The sequence below is a fragment of the Halocatena marina genome, from assembly GCF_023276375.1.
GTDB lineage: Archaea > Halobacteriota > Halobacteria > Halobacteriales > Haloarculaceae > Halocatena > Halocatena marina.
Genome location: NZ_JALLPK010000001.1, coordinates 1,981,420 through 1,999,049, shown reverse-complemented (window position 1 = coordinate 1,999,049; position 17,630 = coordinate 1,981,420). Strand labels below are relative to the sequence as shown.

Annotated in this window: 10 protein-coding genes; 6 read left to right on the top strand and 4 right to left on the bottom strand. The window is 57.5% G+C overall.

Features of this window, described 5'->3' with window-relative positions; all coding sequences use genetic code 11:
* Positions 1 to 266: 266 nt before the first annotated feature.
* From MW898_RS08950 to folP, 4 genes are all read right to left on the bottom strand, one after another.
* Positions 267 to 1,232: an electron transfer flavoprotein subunit alpha/FixB family protein gene (locus MW898_RS08950; protein ID WP_248906410.1), complete on the bottom strand. Its 966-nt coding sequence runs from the start codon at positions 1,230 to 1,232 to the stop codon at positions 267 to 269.
* 2 nt (positions 1,233 to 1,234) lie between these two features.
* On the bottom strand, positions 1,235 to 1,996 hold the full coding sequence (locus MW898_RS08945) for an electron transfer flavoprotein subunit beta/FixA family protein (protein ID WP_248906408.1): 762 nt from the start codon (positions 1,994 to 1,996) through the stop codon (positions 1,235 to 1,237).
* A gap of 73 nt (positions 1,997 to 2,069) precedes the next feature.
* On the bottom strand, positions 2,070 to 4,607 hold the full coding sequence (locus MW898_RS08940; protein ID WP_248906407.1) for a GcvT family protein: 2,538 nt from the start codon (positions 4,605 to 4,607) through the stop codon (positions 2,070 to 2,072).
* Positions 4,608 to 4,965: 358 nt separating this feature from the next.
* Positions 4,966 to 7,452, bottom strand: coding sequence for a dihydropteroate synthase (folP, locus tag MW898_RS08935; protein WP_248906405.1), 2,487 nt, complete (start codon positions 7,450 to 7,452; stop codon positions 4,966 to 4,968).
* A gap of 200 nt (positions 7,453 to 7,652) precedes the next feature.
* Between folP and MW898_RS08930 the strand changes: the two genes are divergently transcribed.
* From MW898_RS08930 to fdhF, 6 genes are all read left to right on the top strand, one after another.
* Positions 7,653 to 9,086, top strand: a complete 1,434-nt coding sequence (locus tag MW898_RS08930) for a trimethylamine methyltransferase family protein (RefSeq protein WP_248906403.1) — start codon at positions 7,653 to 7,655, stop codon at positions 9,084 to 9,086.
* A gap of 215 nt (positions 9,087 to 9,301) precedes the next feature.
* The gene (locus MW898_RS08925) at positions 9,302 to 11,020 is read left to right on the top strand and encodes a formate--tetrahydrofolate ligase (protein WP_248906401.1); all 1,719 of its coding nucleotides are present in this window, start codon (positions 9,302 to 9,304) and stop codon (positions 11,018 to 11,020) included.
* A gap of 298 nt (positions 11,021 to 11,318) precedes the next feature.
* Positions 11,319 to 12,542, top strand: coding sequence for an NAD-binding protein (locus tag MW898_RS08920; RefSeq protein ID WP_248906399.1), 1,224 nt, complete (start codon positions 11,319 to 11,321; stop codon positions 12,540 to 12,542).
* Between the two features lie 384 nt (positions 12,543 to 12,926).
* Positions 12,927 to 14,399: an NADH-ubiquinone oxidoreductase-F iron-sulfur binding region domain-containing protein gene (locus MW898_RS08915; protein WP_248906397.1), complete on the top strand. Its 1,473-nt coding sequence runs from the start codon at positions 12,927 to 12,929 to the stop codon at positions 14,397 to 14,399.
* Positions 14,396 to 15,337: a 2Fe-2S iron-sulfur cluster-binding protein gene (locus MW898_RS08910; RefSeq protein WP_248906395.1), complete on the top strand. Its 942-nt coding sequence runs from the start codon at positions 14,396 to 14,398 to the stop codon at positions 15,335 to 15,337. The genes MW898_RS08915 and MW898_RS08910 overlap by 4 nt, the downstream gene beginning before the upstream one ends.
* Positions 15,334 to 17,628, top strand: a complete 2,295-nt coding sequence (gene fdhF / locus MW898_RS08905) for a formate dehydrogenase subunit alpha (RefSeq protein WP_248906393.1) — start codon at positions 15,334 to 15,336, stop codon at positions 17,626 to 17,628. The genes MW898_RS08910 and fdhF overlap by 4 nt, the downstream gene beginning before the upstream one ends.
* Positions 17,629 to 17,630: the final 2 nt, after the last annotated feature.

Genomic DNA, 17,630 nt, shown 5'->3' with positions numbered 1-17,630 from the left:
GTACAAATCCCAGAACGTTCAATCTTGGCGATGGAACGGTCCACTCTCACCGACGCGAAGAAGAGTGACGGAATGATGGCCCGTGGCTCACATTCTTGAAACAGCGAGATCGATATCGACAACGAATACGAATCGAGGGCAACGAACCGGAATAAGATCGAACGATCAGAATGAGATGACATCCGCTGAGATAGACGGAGATGAGATTACTCGAAATATGTCACAGTCCACCGAATGAATCTTCAGGTCCTTTCAAGCGTTCGCTCTCATTGTCCATTCCGAATCGCCTCATTCAGTGCTGGGACGACCTCGTGGAGGTCACCGATGACGGCGTACTCTCCTTTTTGGATGATGGACGTTTCGGGATCTGTGTTGATTGCGAGAATGTTGTCCGCTCCCTTACAGCCAACCATATGCTGGACCGCACCGCTGATCCCACAGGCGACATAGAGCTTCGGTGCGATCTTGGCACCGGTCAGGCCGATCTGGTCGTCGTGGGGACGCCATCCCTCGTTGACAGCGGCACGCGAGGAGCCAACCGTCCCACCGAGCAGTTCTGCAAGCTCTTCTAACTGATCAAAGTCTTCGCTACTTCCGACGCCACGGCCTCCACCGACGACGATGCGGGCCTCTCCTAACGGAATGCCCTCTGCATCGGACTCTTCCCGTCGTGAGACGCGGACACGGAAGTCGTCGTCATCGAGTGTCGGTGTGAAATCGTGGGTCGTCACGTCGGCTGCCTCGGTGGCTGGTTCTGCGGCTATCTCGTGTGCTGCGGTCGTGAGCACCGGCATCCCGCTATCGAATCGAGCGTGTTCGATGAGGCTGCCACCCCAGCGTTGTCGCGTCACTTCGTAGGCATCGCCAGCGTCCACTTCGGTGCAGTTTGCGGCCATCGGTAGATCACGTCTGGCGACGACGTGTGCCAAAACCTCGTGACCACGATCGGTACCAGCAGCCAGAACAGCCTCCGGGTCGAGTTCTTCGACGAGCTGGTCGACGCTTTCGGCCCACGCCTCTGGCGCATACACGTCGAGGCGGTCGTGGGTGACGCTGTAGACATCTTCGACGCCCTGTGTGGCTACCGCGTCGGTCACAGCGTCTCCATCATCAAACACGATGGCAGCTAGCGACGAATCTGTTTGTTCGGCGATGTCACGAGCCAACGTGAGCATCTGGAGCGACACGTCGCTCGGCGTGCCGTCTTCGTGTTCGATTAAGCTGAGGATCACGGTCAGAGCACCTCCAAATCGTTGGATAGTACTTCCATGACGTTGTCCACTGCCTCGGGTCCTTCTCCGAGTATCTCGGCGGAGCCTTCTGATTGCTCTGGCGTTTCGAGACGAATCTTTTCGAGACCGACAGCAGCAGTCCGCTCCGGTTCGCTCCGCTCGACGTCGTGACGTTGTGCCGCCATCTTTGAGCGTATCGACGGATAGCGAGGCTCGTTCAATCCTTCTTTCACGGATATCACTGCCGGAAGCTCCACCTCGTACACCTCTGAGCCCCCGGATACTTCTCGTTTTGCGATGGCCGTTCCGTCTTCAACTGTGAGGGATTTGATGCCGGTCACGCAAGGGAGATCGAGTTCGTGAGCAACGCGGACACCGACCTGGTAGTTCCCTGCGTCTGCGGACTCATTACCGAACAGGAGCAGATCGAGTTCTTCGTCTCGATTGCGGACGTGCTCGGCGATGGCTTGGGCAGTATCGATAGCGCCCCACTCGCTTCCATCAGTTTCCAGCAGCACTGCCTCGTCGGCTTGCATTGCCAATGCGGTTCGGACTTGCTCGGTCGCCTCGTCTGGGCCGAGTGTCAACGCTGTTGCCGTCCCACCGTGGCTCTGGGTCAACTCGATAGCAGCCTCAACCGCACATTCTTCGTGCGGGCTCATCGTGAACCCGAGATTGCTGGTGTCGATATCTTGTTTGTCTTCTGTCAGTACAATTCTCGATCCGGTATCCGGTACCCGCTTGATGCAGGCTAGCACTTCCATGGTGTTCTCGTATAGGTTGGTGTAAAGGATCTGATCACGTTCGAGTCGATCCCAGTGGTTGTGGATGCTTCTCTTAGCTGCGGATGCGCTCGTTGTTCGGGTCGAACAGTGGCCGGCTTCCGGCGACTTCGACGGTAACCGGGTACTGCTGGCCGAAGTACTCGACCGACAGCTGCTGACCCTCGGTTGCGTATTCGGGCGGAAGATAGCTCATCAGCAGGTGTTTGCCGACGCTCGGTCCGGTGCCAGCGCTCGTGACGTACGATCGTCGCCCCTCTTCGTCGACGATCACGTCGCCGTCTGCGAGAATGGGCTCGCCACCCAGCATGAAGCGCCGCTCACCCCCGTTGGGCGCGTGGTCATCAACCGAGAGCGTACAGAGCGTAGCAGTGTTCTCCGATTCGATGGCCGTTGCGTAGGCTTCCTTGCCGATGAAGTCTGCGTCTTTGACGCCGTGGAAGGTGAGACCGGCCTCTGCCGGATTGTATTCGAGTTCGAGTTCGTGACCATAGAGGCGATAGCCCTTCTCCATCCGTCCGGTCGTGCCGTAGACGCCCATGCCGACGGGACGAACGTCGTACTCCTGACCAGCCTCCCAGATGATGTCCCAGAGACGCTGGCCCTGTTCCATCGGTGCGTACAGCTCCCACCCGCGCTCTCCGACGTAGGAGATCCGCAGCGCCCACGTGTCTACCTCGCCGATAGTAATTTCCTGGGCCGTGTACGGTGGGAATGCTTCGTGGGACACATCCTCTTCAGCCACCGAATCGAGGACGTCTCGTGCATCTGGTCCCCAGACACCCAGCGTACAGAGTGCAGAGGTCTGGTCGTCGATATGCACTGAGCCATCCTCCGGAAGGTGTTGGCTGAACCACTGCTTGTCCGCTCCACCCATGCCCCCCCCAGTGATGACACGGTAGCGATCCTCCTCAACGCGAACGACCGAGAGATCCGAGCGGAAGCCACCGTTCTCATCGAGAATGGGTGTGTACACCGACTTTCCGACATCGACATCCATGCGGCCGACTGCCATCTTCTCGGCGTACTCCGTCGCACCCGGTCCCACGAGATCGAAGATGGTAAAGCCCATATCGCCGATCATGCCGACGTTCTCGCGCATGTGAAGGTGTTCGCCGAGGATGATCGGAGACCACCAACGAGAATCCCACTCGTTGGACCGGCGCAGATCTGCTATCTCGTCTGCGTACTGATCGACGAGGTCCTCGTTGGACTCGAACCACTGTGGGCGCTCCCACCCAGCGGCTTCGAAAAAGCGCGCGTCCAGTTCGTCTTGTCTGGTGTAGAAGGCACTCGTCCGAAGGGGACGCGAGGACTGCCACTGCTCGACCGGGTGAACGATGCCGTAGATCTTCTGGAATCCCTCGTGCGCTCGCTCTTTGACGAACGTCCGCGACGTTCCGTACTCGAAAAAGCGGTTGATGTTCGAGCTGTGGAGGTCGATATCGGGATAGCCCCGCGTCATCCACTTTGCCACCTCTTCGCCGATTGCAGGCGCTTCTTTGATCCAGATCGCCGCACAGGACCACAGGCCATCGACCGCTTGCATCGGTCCGAGGAGTGGCATACCGTCCGGTGTCACCGACAATAGGCCGTCAATCTCGTGGCGAATACCTGCTTCAGGATCATCGAGGACCTCTGGCATCAACTCAAGTGCGTCCGCCATCGATTTCTCGAAGGCGTCATCAGTGAGCGGCGGCTGGGTTGGCGACAGCGGTGCCTCCTCGATCGATGGAATGTCATCGACATCCCAGAGGATCGGTCGGTGTTGGTAGGAACCGACCTCGAGATCGTTGCCGCTCGGGCGTTCGTACATCTGAGTGTCCATGTCACGAACGACTGGATAGTTGATCTCGCCCTCGTCTTCTTCGAGCAACGAGATGGGACCCACACTAATCATCTGGTGTACTGCTGGCGTGAGCGGAATTTCGACGCCAGCCATCTCCGCGAGCTTCGGACTCCAGAGTCCGGATGCGATGACGACCTCGTCGGCAGTGACCGTCCCACGATCGGTTTCGACCGACTGAATCTCGCCGTGCTCGACGTGGATGTCGAGGACAGTAGTGTTCGGCGAAACGGTGAGTGCATCTTTGTCCTTGGCCCGAGCCCGCATCACCTCACCGGCACGGAGTGGGTCACAGACACCAGCCCCCTCTGTGTAGAAACCACCTTTGATGAGGTCGGTGTTGATGTAGGGAACCAACTCCTCGACGTCTTCGGGCGACAACAACTCTGCTGGTTCGCCCCACGCCTTAGCCGACTGCAGACGACGTCGATTTTCGGCCATCCGTTCTTCTGTGCGTGCGACCTCGATACCCCCGCTCTCGTTGAACGTGTCCATCTCTCTGTACTGCTCGATGGACTCCTGAGTAAGGTGGGTCATCTCTTTCGAATGTTCGACGGGCATGAGGAAGTTCGATGCGTGGCCCGTCGAGCCACCCGGGTCCGGCAGTGGTCCCTTATCGACGAGGAGGATATCCTTCCGGCCCTGTTCTGCGAGGTGATAGGCGAGGCTGTTTCCGACGATTCCGGCCCCGAGAATGACCGTTTTCGCGTGCGATGGGACACCGCTGTCACTGGAATCCGATGCCATCAATGATCACCCACGCAGGTACTGAACTGATGCCATCTCTTGGACCGATTCACGCTCGCTCTCACGGCTATGTCTGTCAATTTCATGCTTGTCTACTGTTGAGGAACGCGCCGAGTAATAAAGGGATCCATAACTGACAACTCTGTTAGAAAATGAGCGATAGGACGGATCGATCGAATGCTATGCGTCAAGCAACATTGGCCAAACAGCACGTCGTGAATCCCGTATACACCTGCTTGTGAATCAGTGGATATCGACTGCCGTGCTCCTCGAAACATGTCTTTGAAGTAGTATATCTTCGTCGAATTCTCCCACATAATGTATTATAGAATTCATGTTGTGTTTCTTTGGCAGTCGATCACAAACTGGGGTCAGATGAGTGATCAGTACGCGTGGTCCGTTCGGCGGTAGCAACAGCAGCAGCGTTCGGCGCAACATCGTGGACGCGGACGATGTCCGCACCGCGTTCTGTGGCCAGCGTCGTCGCAGCAATCGTCGGCGCGAGTCGTTCGTCAGGACCACAGCCGGCGTGTTCGAACATCGATTTGTGCGAATGACCAACCATGATCGGCGTTCCGAGGGCGCTGAATTCGTCAAGTCGGTCGAGCAACTCGAAGCTCTCTGTGGCGCGCTTACCGAACCCAAGTCCGGGATCCACGACGACACGAGAACGGTCGATGCCCGCTCGCTCGGCGAGTAAGACGCGTTCGGTGAGTTCCGAAAGCACGTCGTCAACGACATCGCCGTATGAGTACTGTTGCTTTGGATCGACTGGCGTCGAGAGACTGTGCATCACGACCACCGGTACGTCCCACTCCGCAACAACGCTGCGCATTGCTGCGTCAGCAAGGCCGGAGACGTCGTTGATCATCTCGACACCAGCCTCAAGCGCGGCTTCGGCAACCGCAGGCTTGCGCGTATCGACGGAAATCATCGCAGTGCTGTCGGTGAGCCGATCAAGGACCGGAAGCAGTCGCTCGCGTTCCTCCTCGGCTGTGACTGGATCTGCTCCTGGCCTCGTCGATTCAGCACCGATATCCAGTATGTCAGCGCCTGCAGCAACCATCTCTTCAGCGCGGGCACAGGCGGCTTCAACTGACTCGCTGCTGTCGTGGAAGCTGTCTGGTGTGACGTTCAAAATGCCCATCACCGCCGTGCCGTTCTCCCATGGGTAGTCACAGGACGATTCGTCCTTTCCGTTCGTTTCGATCCCGAGCGCGTGGTTCAACTGCGAGGCAATGTGATTGAATTCGCTCTGGCCGCGCAGTTGGCGAATGAGGTCTCTGAACTGCGCCAGCGTTCCCGTCATGACGACGTCAATGTGCTCGTCTGCGGCGATCTCGGAGACAGAACAGGTACCGCCCAGCGAGAGCATCGTTGTCCGCAACAACGTGGCCTGTTCACGCCGAGCATGAAACCGGATCGTCCGGTGAACCATCTGGTCGGGCGCTGGACGCTCCGCTGCAGGCACGTCGGCAGCTCGCACGACGGATCGAGCGCGCGCTGTCGTGTCGGTCTGTGTGGGAATCGGTGCCCGAGTCCAGCGATCTCGCGCCTCTGCGACGGTGTACAACGATCCCGCTATCACGACGCAATCCGCCACATTAGCTTGCTGGAGTGCCCGATCGACTGCACCGAGGACGGATCCACACTGTTCAACCGTTCCGTCAGTCTCTCTTTCAAAGACTGTCGAGAGGACAGCAGTATCCTCCGCGCGATTCACGGCGGGTTCGGCGAGGAACACCCGATCGGCAGACGGGAGCGAGCGACACATCGCCTGATGGTCCTTATCGCGCATCGCGCCGAACACGAGGGACAGATCGTCGTAGTCGAAGCGTTTGAGCACCGTCGAGAGCTTTGCGCACGCATCGGGGTTGTGCGCGCCATCGAGCACCGTGAGCGGCGTGTCGTCCATCACCTCGAACCGTCCCGGCCAGTGAACGTTCCGGATGCCCGCCGCGATATCGTGCTCGGTCACATCAGCAACTTGTCTGGCGAGCGTGCCGGCAATGCCGATGTTGACCGCTTGATATTGACCGAGCAGCGGTGTCCGACTCTCGACTCTCCAGTCAGGTCCATCAACCGAAACCGCCGCCATCGACGACGACACCATCTCACCCTCGGTGACGCCGATGTCGGGGCCTGACTCCGGATCGTGGACCGTTTCACGATCCGCTACAGAGCTGTCCACACGCGTCGAGCCGACCGTCAGCACGTCGGCCTCCTCCCGAATCGTTTCGAGCGCTCGCCCCGTTGCACCGGTCACGAGCGGCGCATCAGTGGGTGCGACTTGTGCCTTGTCTCGGGCGATTTCCTCAACGGTCGAGCCGAGAATGTCGGTGTGTTCGAGGCTGACACTCGTGACCGCTGCCGCTACGGGATCAACGACGCTCGTCGCGTCGTACCTGCCACCGATCCCGACCTCAAGAACCGCACAATCCACGTTTTCGCGGTCAAAATGCCAGAGTGCAAGCGCAGTACACACTTCGAAAAACGTCGGGCCGTCTCCCTCGACAGCCCGATCAACGATATACGGCCACGCCTCCTCGACGAACCGTACGACCTCTCTTTTTGGAATGTTCCGACCACGAACGCGGACTCGTTCGCGGAAATCGTTCAGATCCGGTGAGGTGTAGAGACCGACACTAAGTCCTGCCTCTCGGAGGATGCGATCGAGGACGCGGGCCGTGCTCCCTTTCCCGTTCGAGCCAGCGATCTGAATGGCAGCCATCCCTTCGTGAGGGTTGCCCAGATGCTCTAACAGCGAAGCGGTCGTTCTGGTCCCAAGCTTTGGCCGAAGCCTCCGCAATCGCTCCAGTGTATTCACCGTCTCGTGGTACTCCATATCCCCACCTGTTCGTATCGCTGTGAATAAAGATGTCTCCGAGTCCCGACAGACGGTTATCGAAGCACAACGTATCAGCTCGTCAATAATTTATTTTTCAATCAGCGACGAGCAGCTACATCCAGCACAGATTGCCTCTCCGGGGTGATTGAGACTGATAGCGTAAGCACTTATACGAATTCTATGACAACCGAACGTACATGCCGGAGTACGACGCGGGAACAACGGCTGCGTCGCTCGGGGTAACCAGAGAGAGCAGGGCAGCCATCCACGAGGCGTCGATGCACATCATCGAGGACATCGGCATCCAGATCAACCACGAGCGCGCTCGGATGGTGTTCGAGCGCAACGGCGGTGAGATCCACGAGAACAACGTCGTGACGCTCCCTCGGGACATCGTCGCGGCGTGTGTCGAGAAAGCACCAGCACAGTTCACACTGTACGCGCGCAACACTGGGAATGACGTCACAGTCGGTGGCAACGAGAGTGTCCGAGCACCAGGATATGGCCCCTCGAACATCCACACTGTCGAGGATGGACGGCGCCGCTCGACGTTGTCCGATTACACTGATTTCGTGAAGCTCTCACAGATGGAATCTGTCATCAACTGCACGGGCTACAACGTCTGTGAACCCAACGACACCGATCAGGCAACCAAACACCTCGATATGGTCGAGCGGTCTCTCATCTACACAGATCAACCAGTCATGGGATCGGCTTACGGCGAGGATCGTGCGCAGGAATGTCTCGACATGCTCGGGATCGTTATGGACGATCCCGATCTGCGAAAGCCCTACACAGCGGGGCTAATCAACACCGTACCGCCCCGGAGTCTCGACACAAAGACGCTCGGTGGTCTGATGACATACGCCGAGAACGGCCAGCCCGTGATCATATCCTCGTTCACGATGGCTGGTGCATCGGGACCGGAAACGCTTGCAGGGTCGATGGCGCAGGCCAACGCAGAAAATCTCCTCGCTATCACGCTCGCTCAGCTACTCAATCCCGGTACCCCGGTGGTCTACGGAGTCCCCGCCTCGAACATCGACGCCCGATACGGTTCATTATCGATTGGAAGCCCCGAATCGGCACTGTTCGTTTCGTTCTGTGGGCAGATGGGTCGCTACTATGATATCCCATCGCGTGGCGGTGGCGGGCTTTCGGACTCGAAATCTGTCGACTTCCAAGCTGGTTTCGAATCGATGCTGTTGCAAACGATTACGGCGCTCAGTGGGATCGATTTCGTGCTTCACTCTGCGGGGATTCTCGAATCCTACTCGGCTATCTCGCCAGAGAAGTTCGTACTCGACTGCGAAACACTCCAATACATCGATCGATTTAAGCGAGGTATTACCATTTCTCCCGACACGTGTGCGCTCGATCGTATGTCTGCGGTCGAACCCGCTGGACATTTCCTCGATCCATCCAACGATCAATTGGAGAAAGTGTTCTACCGTCCAGATATCGCCGATAAACGTTCATACAGCGATTGGGACACAGACAGTACGTCGGCTGTCGAGCGAGCACACGACCGTGTTCAACGACAACTCGAAGCCTACCAGAAACCACACCTCGATGCGGATATCGAGCGGGATCTCACTGAATACGTTGAGGACCGAAAAGCTGCGCACTGATAGCTGCTTCATTAACCCCGCCCGGTGCTCTCGTACGCTCCAAAGCAATGTGTCTTAAAATCGAAGCACATGGTATCGAATATATGATGCTATGAGTCCTCGATCAGACGTGTTACAGCGTGATGAGCGCGAATTTCTCCCGTCAAACACATTGTATTCGTCGAACTATAGATACACAAACATTGATGTCCGCATCGTGGATACGCCTTCGTAAGATGTCATCTTCAGACGAGAGTCCGGAATCAATGCCAACCGATTACGAAATCGCACAGTCTGTCAAGAAACAGCCGATCACGGACATTGTCGAATCCTTCGGTCTCTCCCCTGATGATCTGGAGCAGTACGGCGAGTACAAGGCGAAGGTGAAGTTAGACGCGATCGAGCGTATTCTTACGGAGCGGACGGCCGACGGCAAGCTCATTCTCGTAACTGGAATGACGCCGACGCCGATGGGTGAAGGCAAGACGGTAACGACAGTCGGGCTCGGACAAGCGTTCAATCAGATCGGTAAGGACGCGCTCATTGCTATCCGAGAGCCGTCGCTCGGGCCTGTTTTCGGTGTCAAAGGTGGAGCCGCTGGCGGCGGCTGGTCACAGGTACTGCCGATGGAGGATATCAACCTCCACTTCACCGGCGATATCCACGCACTGACCGCGGCGCACAACCTCATTTCGACGATGCTCGATAACCACTTCACACAAGGGAACGATCTGAACATCGACGTCAACGAGGTACGCTGGAAACGCGCGATCGACATGAACGACCGGGTCCTCCGAGAGACGGTGATCGGTCTTGGTGGAAAAACAGGTGGTCGCCCCCGCGAAGGCGGATTCATTCTGACGGCTGCCTCGGAACTGATGGCGGTGTTGTGTCTCGCTGACAGCATCGAGGATATCAAAGAACGTGTCTCGCGCATTATCGTCGCGTATGACGAGGACGGTGCCCCAGTCACCGTCGACGATATCGACGCGACAGGCTCCGTTGCTATCCTGTTGAAGGAGGCTCTCAAGCCGAACGTCGTCCAAACCATCGAGGGAACACCCGCGTTCGTCCACGGCGGTCCGTTCGCCAACATTGCCCACGGCACCAATTCGTTGATGGCTGATGAGGTCGCTTCACATCTCTCTGAGTATCTCATCACTGAGGCAGGCTTTGGCTCAGATCTCGGGGCAGAGAAGTTCATGGACATCGTCTGTCGGTTCGGCGATATGGAGCCCGACGCGGTCACACTCGTCGCCTCTGTGCGAGCGCTCAAATACCACGGTCTGGACATGTGGCCGCCGGAGCTTGATGCGCTCGAAGACGAGGATATCGGAGCCGTCCAACGAGGCTTCGAAAATCTCGATAAGCACGTCGAAAACCTCCAGAAGTTCGGTGTCCCAGTCGTTGTTGCCGTCAACCGCTTCCCGGGAGACACCGACAGAGAGGTCGAGACCGTCATCGAACACTGCGAATCTGAGCTAGGCATCGATGCCGCCGAATCCAACGTCTTCAGCGACGGCGGTGAGGGAGGAATCGATCTCGCAGAGAAGCTGACGAGCGCTGCCGAATCTGAGTCACAGTTCGAACCACTCTATTCGGTCGATGCTTCGATCAAGGAGAAGATCGAGACCGTCGCAACCGAGATATACGGCTCCGACGGCGTCGAGTACCACGGCGACGCCGAAGCCGACATCCAACAGCTCACGGAACTCGGTCTCGATGACGTTCCTGTCTGTATGTCAAAGACGTTCCACTCTCTCAGTGACGACCCGAGTCTGAAAGGAGTGCCCGATGACTGGACCCTCGAAGTCAAGGAGGTCTACCCCTCCGCAGGCGCAGGCTTTCTCGTCGTTCTCACTGGCGATGTCCTTACACTTCCCGGTCTCCCCGGAGAGCCCGCTGCCGCGGAGATGGACATCGATCCCGACGGAACCGTCTCCGGATTGTTCTAACCCGTTCGACTGCTGTTTCGTCCATCACCTCAACAGTCTCTTACATTCCTCCTCCCGGATATCGGACAGTTCGTGGAACGTGGTGTCTTCGTCCAGCGAAGCCTGTCACTGATGCGAGTTCGCGCTTGGTCACTAACGATGCCCAGCGTGACGGATCCACAGACGTAACGATGAACGCAGTGATTGACGAAAAAGACTAGTAGCACTGACTAAGCGATCGCAGCTTCCTCTTTTGCTACTCTCGACACCGACGCTGGGGACACGAGTTTTTATTCATTCCATGCTAAACACCAGCACGATGGCGAGTGATGGGTCAGAGAAGCCGACCGATTCTGCTCTCCGTAAACAGTTCTCCCACGCAAAGCGGCTTCTATTCGCCTACTGGCGGGCGTTCTCGGGTCCGAATATAGCAGTGCTTCTGGTTGGAATCGTCGCCGCACTTGCGTTCATTATTGGATTATCACACCTCAGACAGGAGAGAGTTGCGTTGAACGGCCCACTCGCCACGTTCCTTCCCACGGGCGGGGACAACGTCATCCGATTCGTGAGTCTTCTCCTCGCTTTCCTCCTCACAGCCACCACGGTTGGATTGCAACGGCGCAAGCGCCTCATGTGGTACGGCGCGGTAATCGTGCTCCCGCTGGCGTCGTTACTAGCGCTTGTAACTGCACAGGCAACCGATCTTCTGCTATTGTTATTCTCGTTCGTCATTCTGCCACTGCTGATCCGAAACCGTGATCAGTTTGATCAACCGATCAAACTCACACCGTTTCAGATTGCCGCGCTGGGTTCGTTCTTAGCAGTACAAGTGTACGGCACGATCGGGGTATACGTCCTGAGAGATGAGTACATCGGAGTCGAAACGTGGACTGATGCGTTCTACTACATGATCGTCACTGGAACAACTGTCGGATACGGCGACATACGGCCCACCACTGGACAGGCAAAACTGTTTACGATCTCGGTACTCGTTATCGGTACCACGGCGTTCGGTGCTGCGTTCGGGTCATTCCTTGTCCCGGCTCTCGAATCACGGATAACTACCGCGGTTGGAAAAATGACTACTCCGCAACACTCACAACTCAAAGACCACGTTCTGATCCTTGGCTACAGTAACCTGACGGAACCGCTCCTCAACGAACTCACGGAAGCGACCGACGTGGTTGTGATAACCTCTGATACGGAGACTGCCACGACCCTGAAAAATCGTGATATCAACGTGTTGACTGCGGATCCGACAGACACCGAAGCGCTTCGAGATGCCAGAGCTGACGTGGCCAGCGGTATCGTTGCGACGACCGGCGACGACGGACAAAACACGCTGGCAGTCATCGCTGCCCGACAAGTAAATCCGGATGTTTGCATCGTCACAGCGGCCAACGAACAGCGACACGTCGATAAGCTCGAAGGGATTGGTGCCGATGAAGTCATTAGCCCGACAGTAATTGGTGGCCGTCTGCTCGGACGATCAGTCCTTGGTGATACACCACTCGTTGACCTCGACGACGTGCCAGACGAATAGTACAGGATATGGTCGCCGGCCTACCGATAAACGTGTCGTCGATGACCGTTTCCAGAGAAGTGCTTGTCCCACATTTAGCGGCGGACGTTACGGGCGGCGGACGTTACGCATCGATCCGTACGAGAATGGATCCGTGCGCAAGCACTGTCTCTGACGAACAGCGTCCTTGTGCGACGGACAGAGTAGCTGGAGCAATGATCGCAACCAACCGTTTTTAGTATCGAGTAATCCACCAAGTCTTCTGAGCGACACACCATTCCACTGAAACGTTGTCTCTTAGAATTCCTACCAATTGTGTTCTCTTGTTCGTTCATCGTATTATCGGATGCTTGATCATGTGTATTTATCATCGTCTATTACGGGAACTAGTAGATACAGTAGCAGATGATATTTCCAACATCTGATGAAGACGTATTAGTACGAATATCGGATCGCAATCCGAGCCGAGAGTTGTTGGATGGGGTTGCTGGAGCCGATTGTACGGTCGTGGAGGTCGGTTCGACAGGATTTCCAGCGGTCGAACCGCTCGTTTCGGTGACTCGCGGTGAACGGACCACCTTTCACGCCCAGTGCTCACCCGAGGAGATACAGGAGTTCGTAGCACTCGCGGACGATTCGTCTCGTGCGGACACTGCAGCCGTTGTTGAGCACGACCCAGAAACGACGACCTTCCCAGCACCGGAACTGTTCGGCCTCGATACTGGCGTACGCCGGGTTCTCGGTGGCTGTGGCTGGCGTCGTCCCACACACCCAGACGATCACGAAGCCGCTGGCGGCTTCGCCTCAGTTGCATCAGAAGCAGTGGCCTCGCTCGCTCGGCAACTCCGCGGTCGTGGATGGGGCGACTGGCGCCATGACCAGCGATTGATCGATGCGTGGCGGCCTGCTATGGAGGCAGACAGCGCAGCAGTCGTGGTGAACGCTCACGGGACCACCGCCGATACGCTCTTGCTTTCCAGTGTACCGTTCGAGGTGCTCGAAGGAGCGAACGCGGCTGCTCGTGCCGTCGGCGCCGACCGAATCGTCGTCTATACGGCGGACAACGACGCTGCACTCACCGTTAACGAGGCGGCCGAAAACTATCCCAATCCGTGCGCTTCGGTCGACGTGGTCGGTGGTCCCTCGGAGTACCGAGCAGCCGAGCCGACGATGGCGCTCGAAGCGATCGAAGGGAATCACCGAATTGAGGCGCGCCTGCGCCCACCGGGTCCCGAGGTGTCGGGCCTTCACGGGGACCCGACGCTCGTTCACACGGCAAGAACGTTCGCACAGCTCGCGGTTGCGGTCCGAGATGGATTTGCAGAAAGCCGTCTGGTGACGGTGACAGGCGACGTTGCTGTGCCCGCGACAGTCGAAGTTCCGGAGAGCGACACCATCGAAACGGCACTCGATGCGGTTGACATCGATGGCGAGTTCAAAGCAGCCTGTGTCGGTGGACGATTTGGGGGTATTACAACCGAACTCGATATCGATGTCGCCCCCGATACACTGGCCAACGCTGACCTCGGTACAGAGGGAACGGTTCGGATCATCACGGAGGATCAGTGTGTCGTAGCGTTCATCGGGAACAAGACGCAGTTTGCGGCCGACGAGAACTGTGGTCGATGTGTTCCGTGCCGCGAGGGAACGACCCAGCTCGCAAATCAACTCCGAGCAATATACGACGGCGACTACGACAGCGATGGAATCGAGGAGCTGGTTCGTGTCATGGATCTATCGAGCATTTGTGCGTTCGGAAAACAGGCGGGCCGACCGACACGGACGGCAATGGCCGCATTCGAATCGGAGTTTGCGGCCCACGCCGACGGCCGGTGTCCCGCTGGAAGCTGTTTTGATCGGAATTTCGCAGTATCATGAGCTCACAACGTCACGAAAACACGGATGTACCGCCGCTAACAGAGAGCATCGCGCCGGGAACGGCGACCGACCCTCCTATCGGGAGCGACGAACCGTCGACACTTACTGTCGACGGGACAACGGTGACAGTCAGCGCAAGCGCAACCCTCATCGACGCCATCGAGGCCGTCGAGACGGAGGACACTGTTCCTGCGCTCTGTCACTACGACCGTCAGGATATCGGGCCACGGAGCGAGTGTCGAACGTGTATGGTCGAAACAGACGAGCACGGCGTCGTTCCCGCGTGTAGTTTTCCTGCGACGGACGGTCTCGAAGTCGAAACCGCAGCAGATGACGCTGCGCTCGCACGGGACGTCAATCTCGATCTTGTTCTCTCGGATCACAATCTTCGCTGTACGACCTGCGGGAAGAACGGTCGCTGTGAACTGCAGGATGCCGCGATCGAGAACGAAGTTGAGGAACCGCGATACGGTGTTCTCGACGACCGTGATGCCTACGAACCAATGGACGACTCCTCGTCGTTCATTCAGATCGACCGCAACAAATGCATTCTTTGTAATCGGTGCGTCGAGGCGTGCAATGACGTGCAAGTCGAAGGCGTGCTGCGGATGGAAGGACAGGGACAGGACACCCGTATCGGCTTCCAGAGCGAAGCAGAGACGATGGCGGACTCGACGTGTGTCTCCTGTGGACACTGCGTGACCGTCTGCCCGACAGGTGCACTAGTCGAGAAGGGGATCGAAGACGCGACGACGATCCCGCTTCCCGGCTTCACACAGAAAAACAGCATCGGTGAGGCCTACGAGCAGTCGGAACAGACAGATGGGCCAATGACACCGAAAAAACGAGCGGAAGCAACAAACGAGCACAACGACAGTGAGAGGTCATCCTCCCATAGAACAGACGGCGAAAACGACGACGGAGGGAGTTGGCCATGAGCGAAAATCCCGATTCCGATTCCGATTCCGAAACTGCGAGTGGTGTTGCGGGATACATGCAGCGAGCGAAGCAGCAGGCGCTACAAAACGTCGAACACGTCGCCGAGGGTGTTGCTGCTGAGACGCTTTCGGAAGGGAAACTGTTCGAGATTGCCCAGTCCATCGGCGATGCGCGACTTGAGGAGCTAACGGTTGCGGACACGACGTGTGGGTACTGCGCTGTTGGATGTCGGTTCGATCTCTACTCAGACGGTGAGGAGATCCTCGCTGCCCGCCCAACAGCTGAGGAGGACGCTCCGGTCAACGGTATCTCTACGTGTGTGAAAGGGAAGTTCGGTTACAACTTCGTAAACTCCGACGACCGCCTAACGACTCCGCTGGTCCGCGATGAAAACGGCGAATTCAGAGAAGCCACGTGGGATGAAGCGCTCGCGCGTGTGGCCGAGGGATTGGGCGAAATCAAAGCCGAACACGGTGGGCAGGCGTTGTCGGTCATCGCCTCTTCGAAGGCGACCAACGAGGAAAACTACCTGATGGGGAAGTTCGCCCGTCAGGTACTCAACACCAATAGCGTCGATAACTGCAATCGGCTCTGTCACTCATCAACGGTCGCTGGGCTCGCACAGACGTACGGTTACGGTGCCGCGTCGGTGAGCATCGAGGATCTCGAAACGACCGACTGTTATCTCATTACGGGATCGAATACGACCGAAGCACACCCTGTCATCGGGACCAGAATCAAGCAAAACGTCCGTGACGGTGCTGATCTTCTCGTGTTCGATCCGCGCGAGGTACAAATTGCTGAGTACGCAACACAGTACAGCAGGGTCCAACCCGGCTATGATGCGGTCTGGATCAACGGCATTACTCGGTATCTCATCGAAAACGATCTGTACGACGAGACGTTCGTTGCGGAGCGAACAACGGGTTTCGAAGATGTGAAAGAAGCAGTCGTGGAGTTCACGCCCGATCGAGTTGAGGCGGTCACGGGCGTCCCACATGAAGAGATCAAAACTGCTGCAGAGACCATCGCAAAAGCGGATACCTGTGTCTTTGGCTGGACACTCGGTCTCACCGAGCACTCACACGGGACTGAGAATGTGATCGCGATGGCGAACCTCGCGGCGATCACGGGTAATCTCGGCAAGCCTGGAACCGGCGTCTCTCCGTTCCGAGGCCAAAACAACGTCCAAGGCGGTGGCGGTGACATGGGACCGCTCCCAGACAACTTCCCGGGCTATCAGGACATCGCTGACGACGAGATCCGCGCGAAATTCGAAGACGCATGGGAGTGTGAGATTTCACCAGAGTACGGCTACTACACGACCCAGATGTTCCTCGCGGCTGATGACGACGATGTTCGGGGAATGTACATCATCGGTGAGAACGCGGCCCTCTCCGAGCCGGGTATCAACCACGCTGGCAACGTGTTGGAGTCTCTCGATTTCCTCGTCGTTCAGGATCTCTTCGTCAACGAAACGGCCGAGTACGCCGACGTGGTACTGCCAGCCTGTTCGTTTGTCGAAAAGACGGGAACGTTCACCAATACCGACCGAACTGTCCAGATGGTCAAGCAAGTGATGGAACCGAAAGGTGCGTCCCGACCGGACTGGAAGATCCTCCAAGACCTCGCTCACCGGATGGGCCGCGACTGGGACTACGACTCGACGGCCGAGATCATGGACGAGGTGAACTCGCTCACCCCACTCTACGGTGGTGTGACCCACGACCGCGTTGAGAGCGACGGTGGTCTCCAATGGCCCTGCTGGGACGAGGACCATCCCGGAACCAAACGCCTCTATGAAGATGCATTCAACACCGAGGATGGGCTAGCTCATCTCCAAGGAATCGGCTACAGCGAGCCCGCAGAGCGGCCCGACGACGAGTATCCGTTCACGCTGACGACTGGACGCGTCCTCTATCAGTACCACACTGGAACGATGACCCACCGCGAGGAGGGGATTATGGAATACACTCCTAGTGACTTCGTCGAAATCCATCCCGATGTAGCCGTGAACTACGGTATCGAGGATGGAGATCAGGTTCAAGTCGAATCACGACGCGGAGCGATCACCGTACCAGCGCAGGTGACAGACCGTGTTGGACGCGACACCGTCTTCGCTCCCATTCACTTCGCCGAAAGCGCCGTCAACCAACTGACCGACGAGGAACGCCTCGATCCTGCCGCGGCAACTCCCGAGTACAAGGTCTCAGCCGTGCGGATTAATCCGCATGAGGGTGATTCGAAGCCAGTGCAGTCCAGTGATATTGAACTGACGGGGGACGATTAATC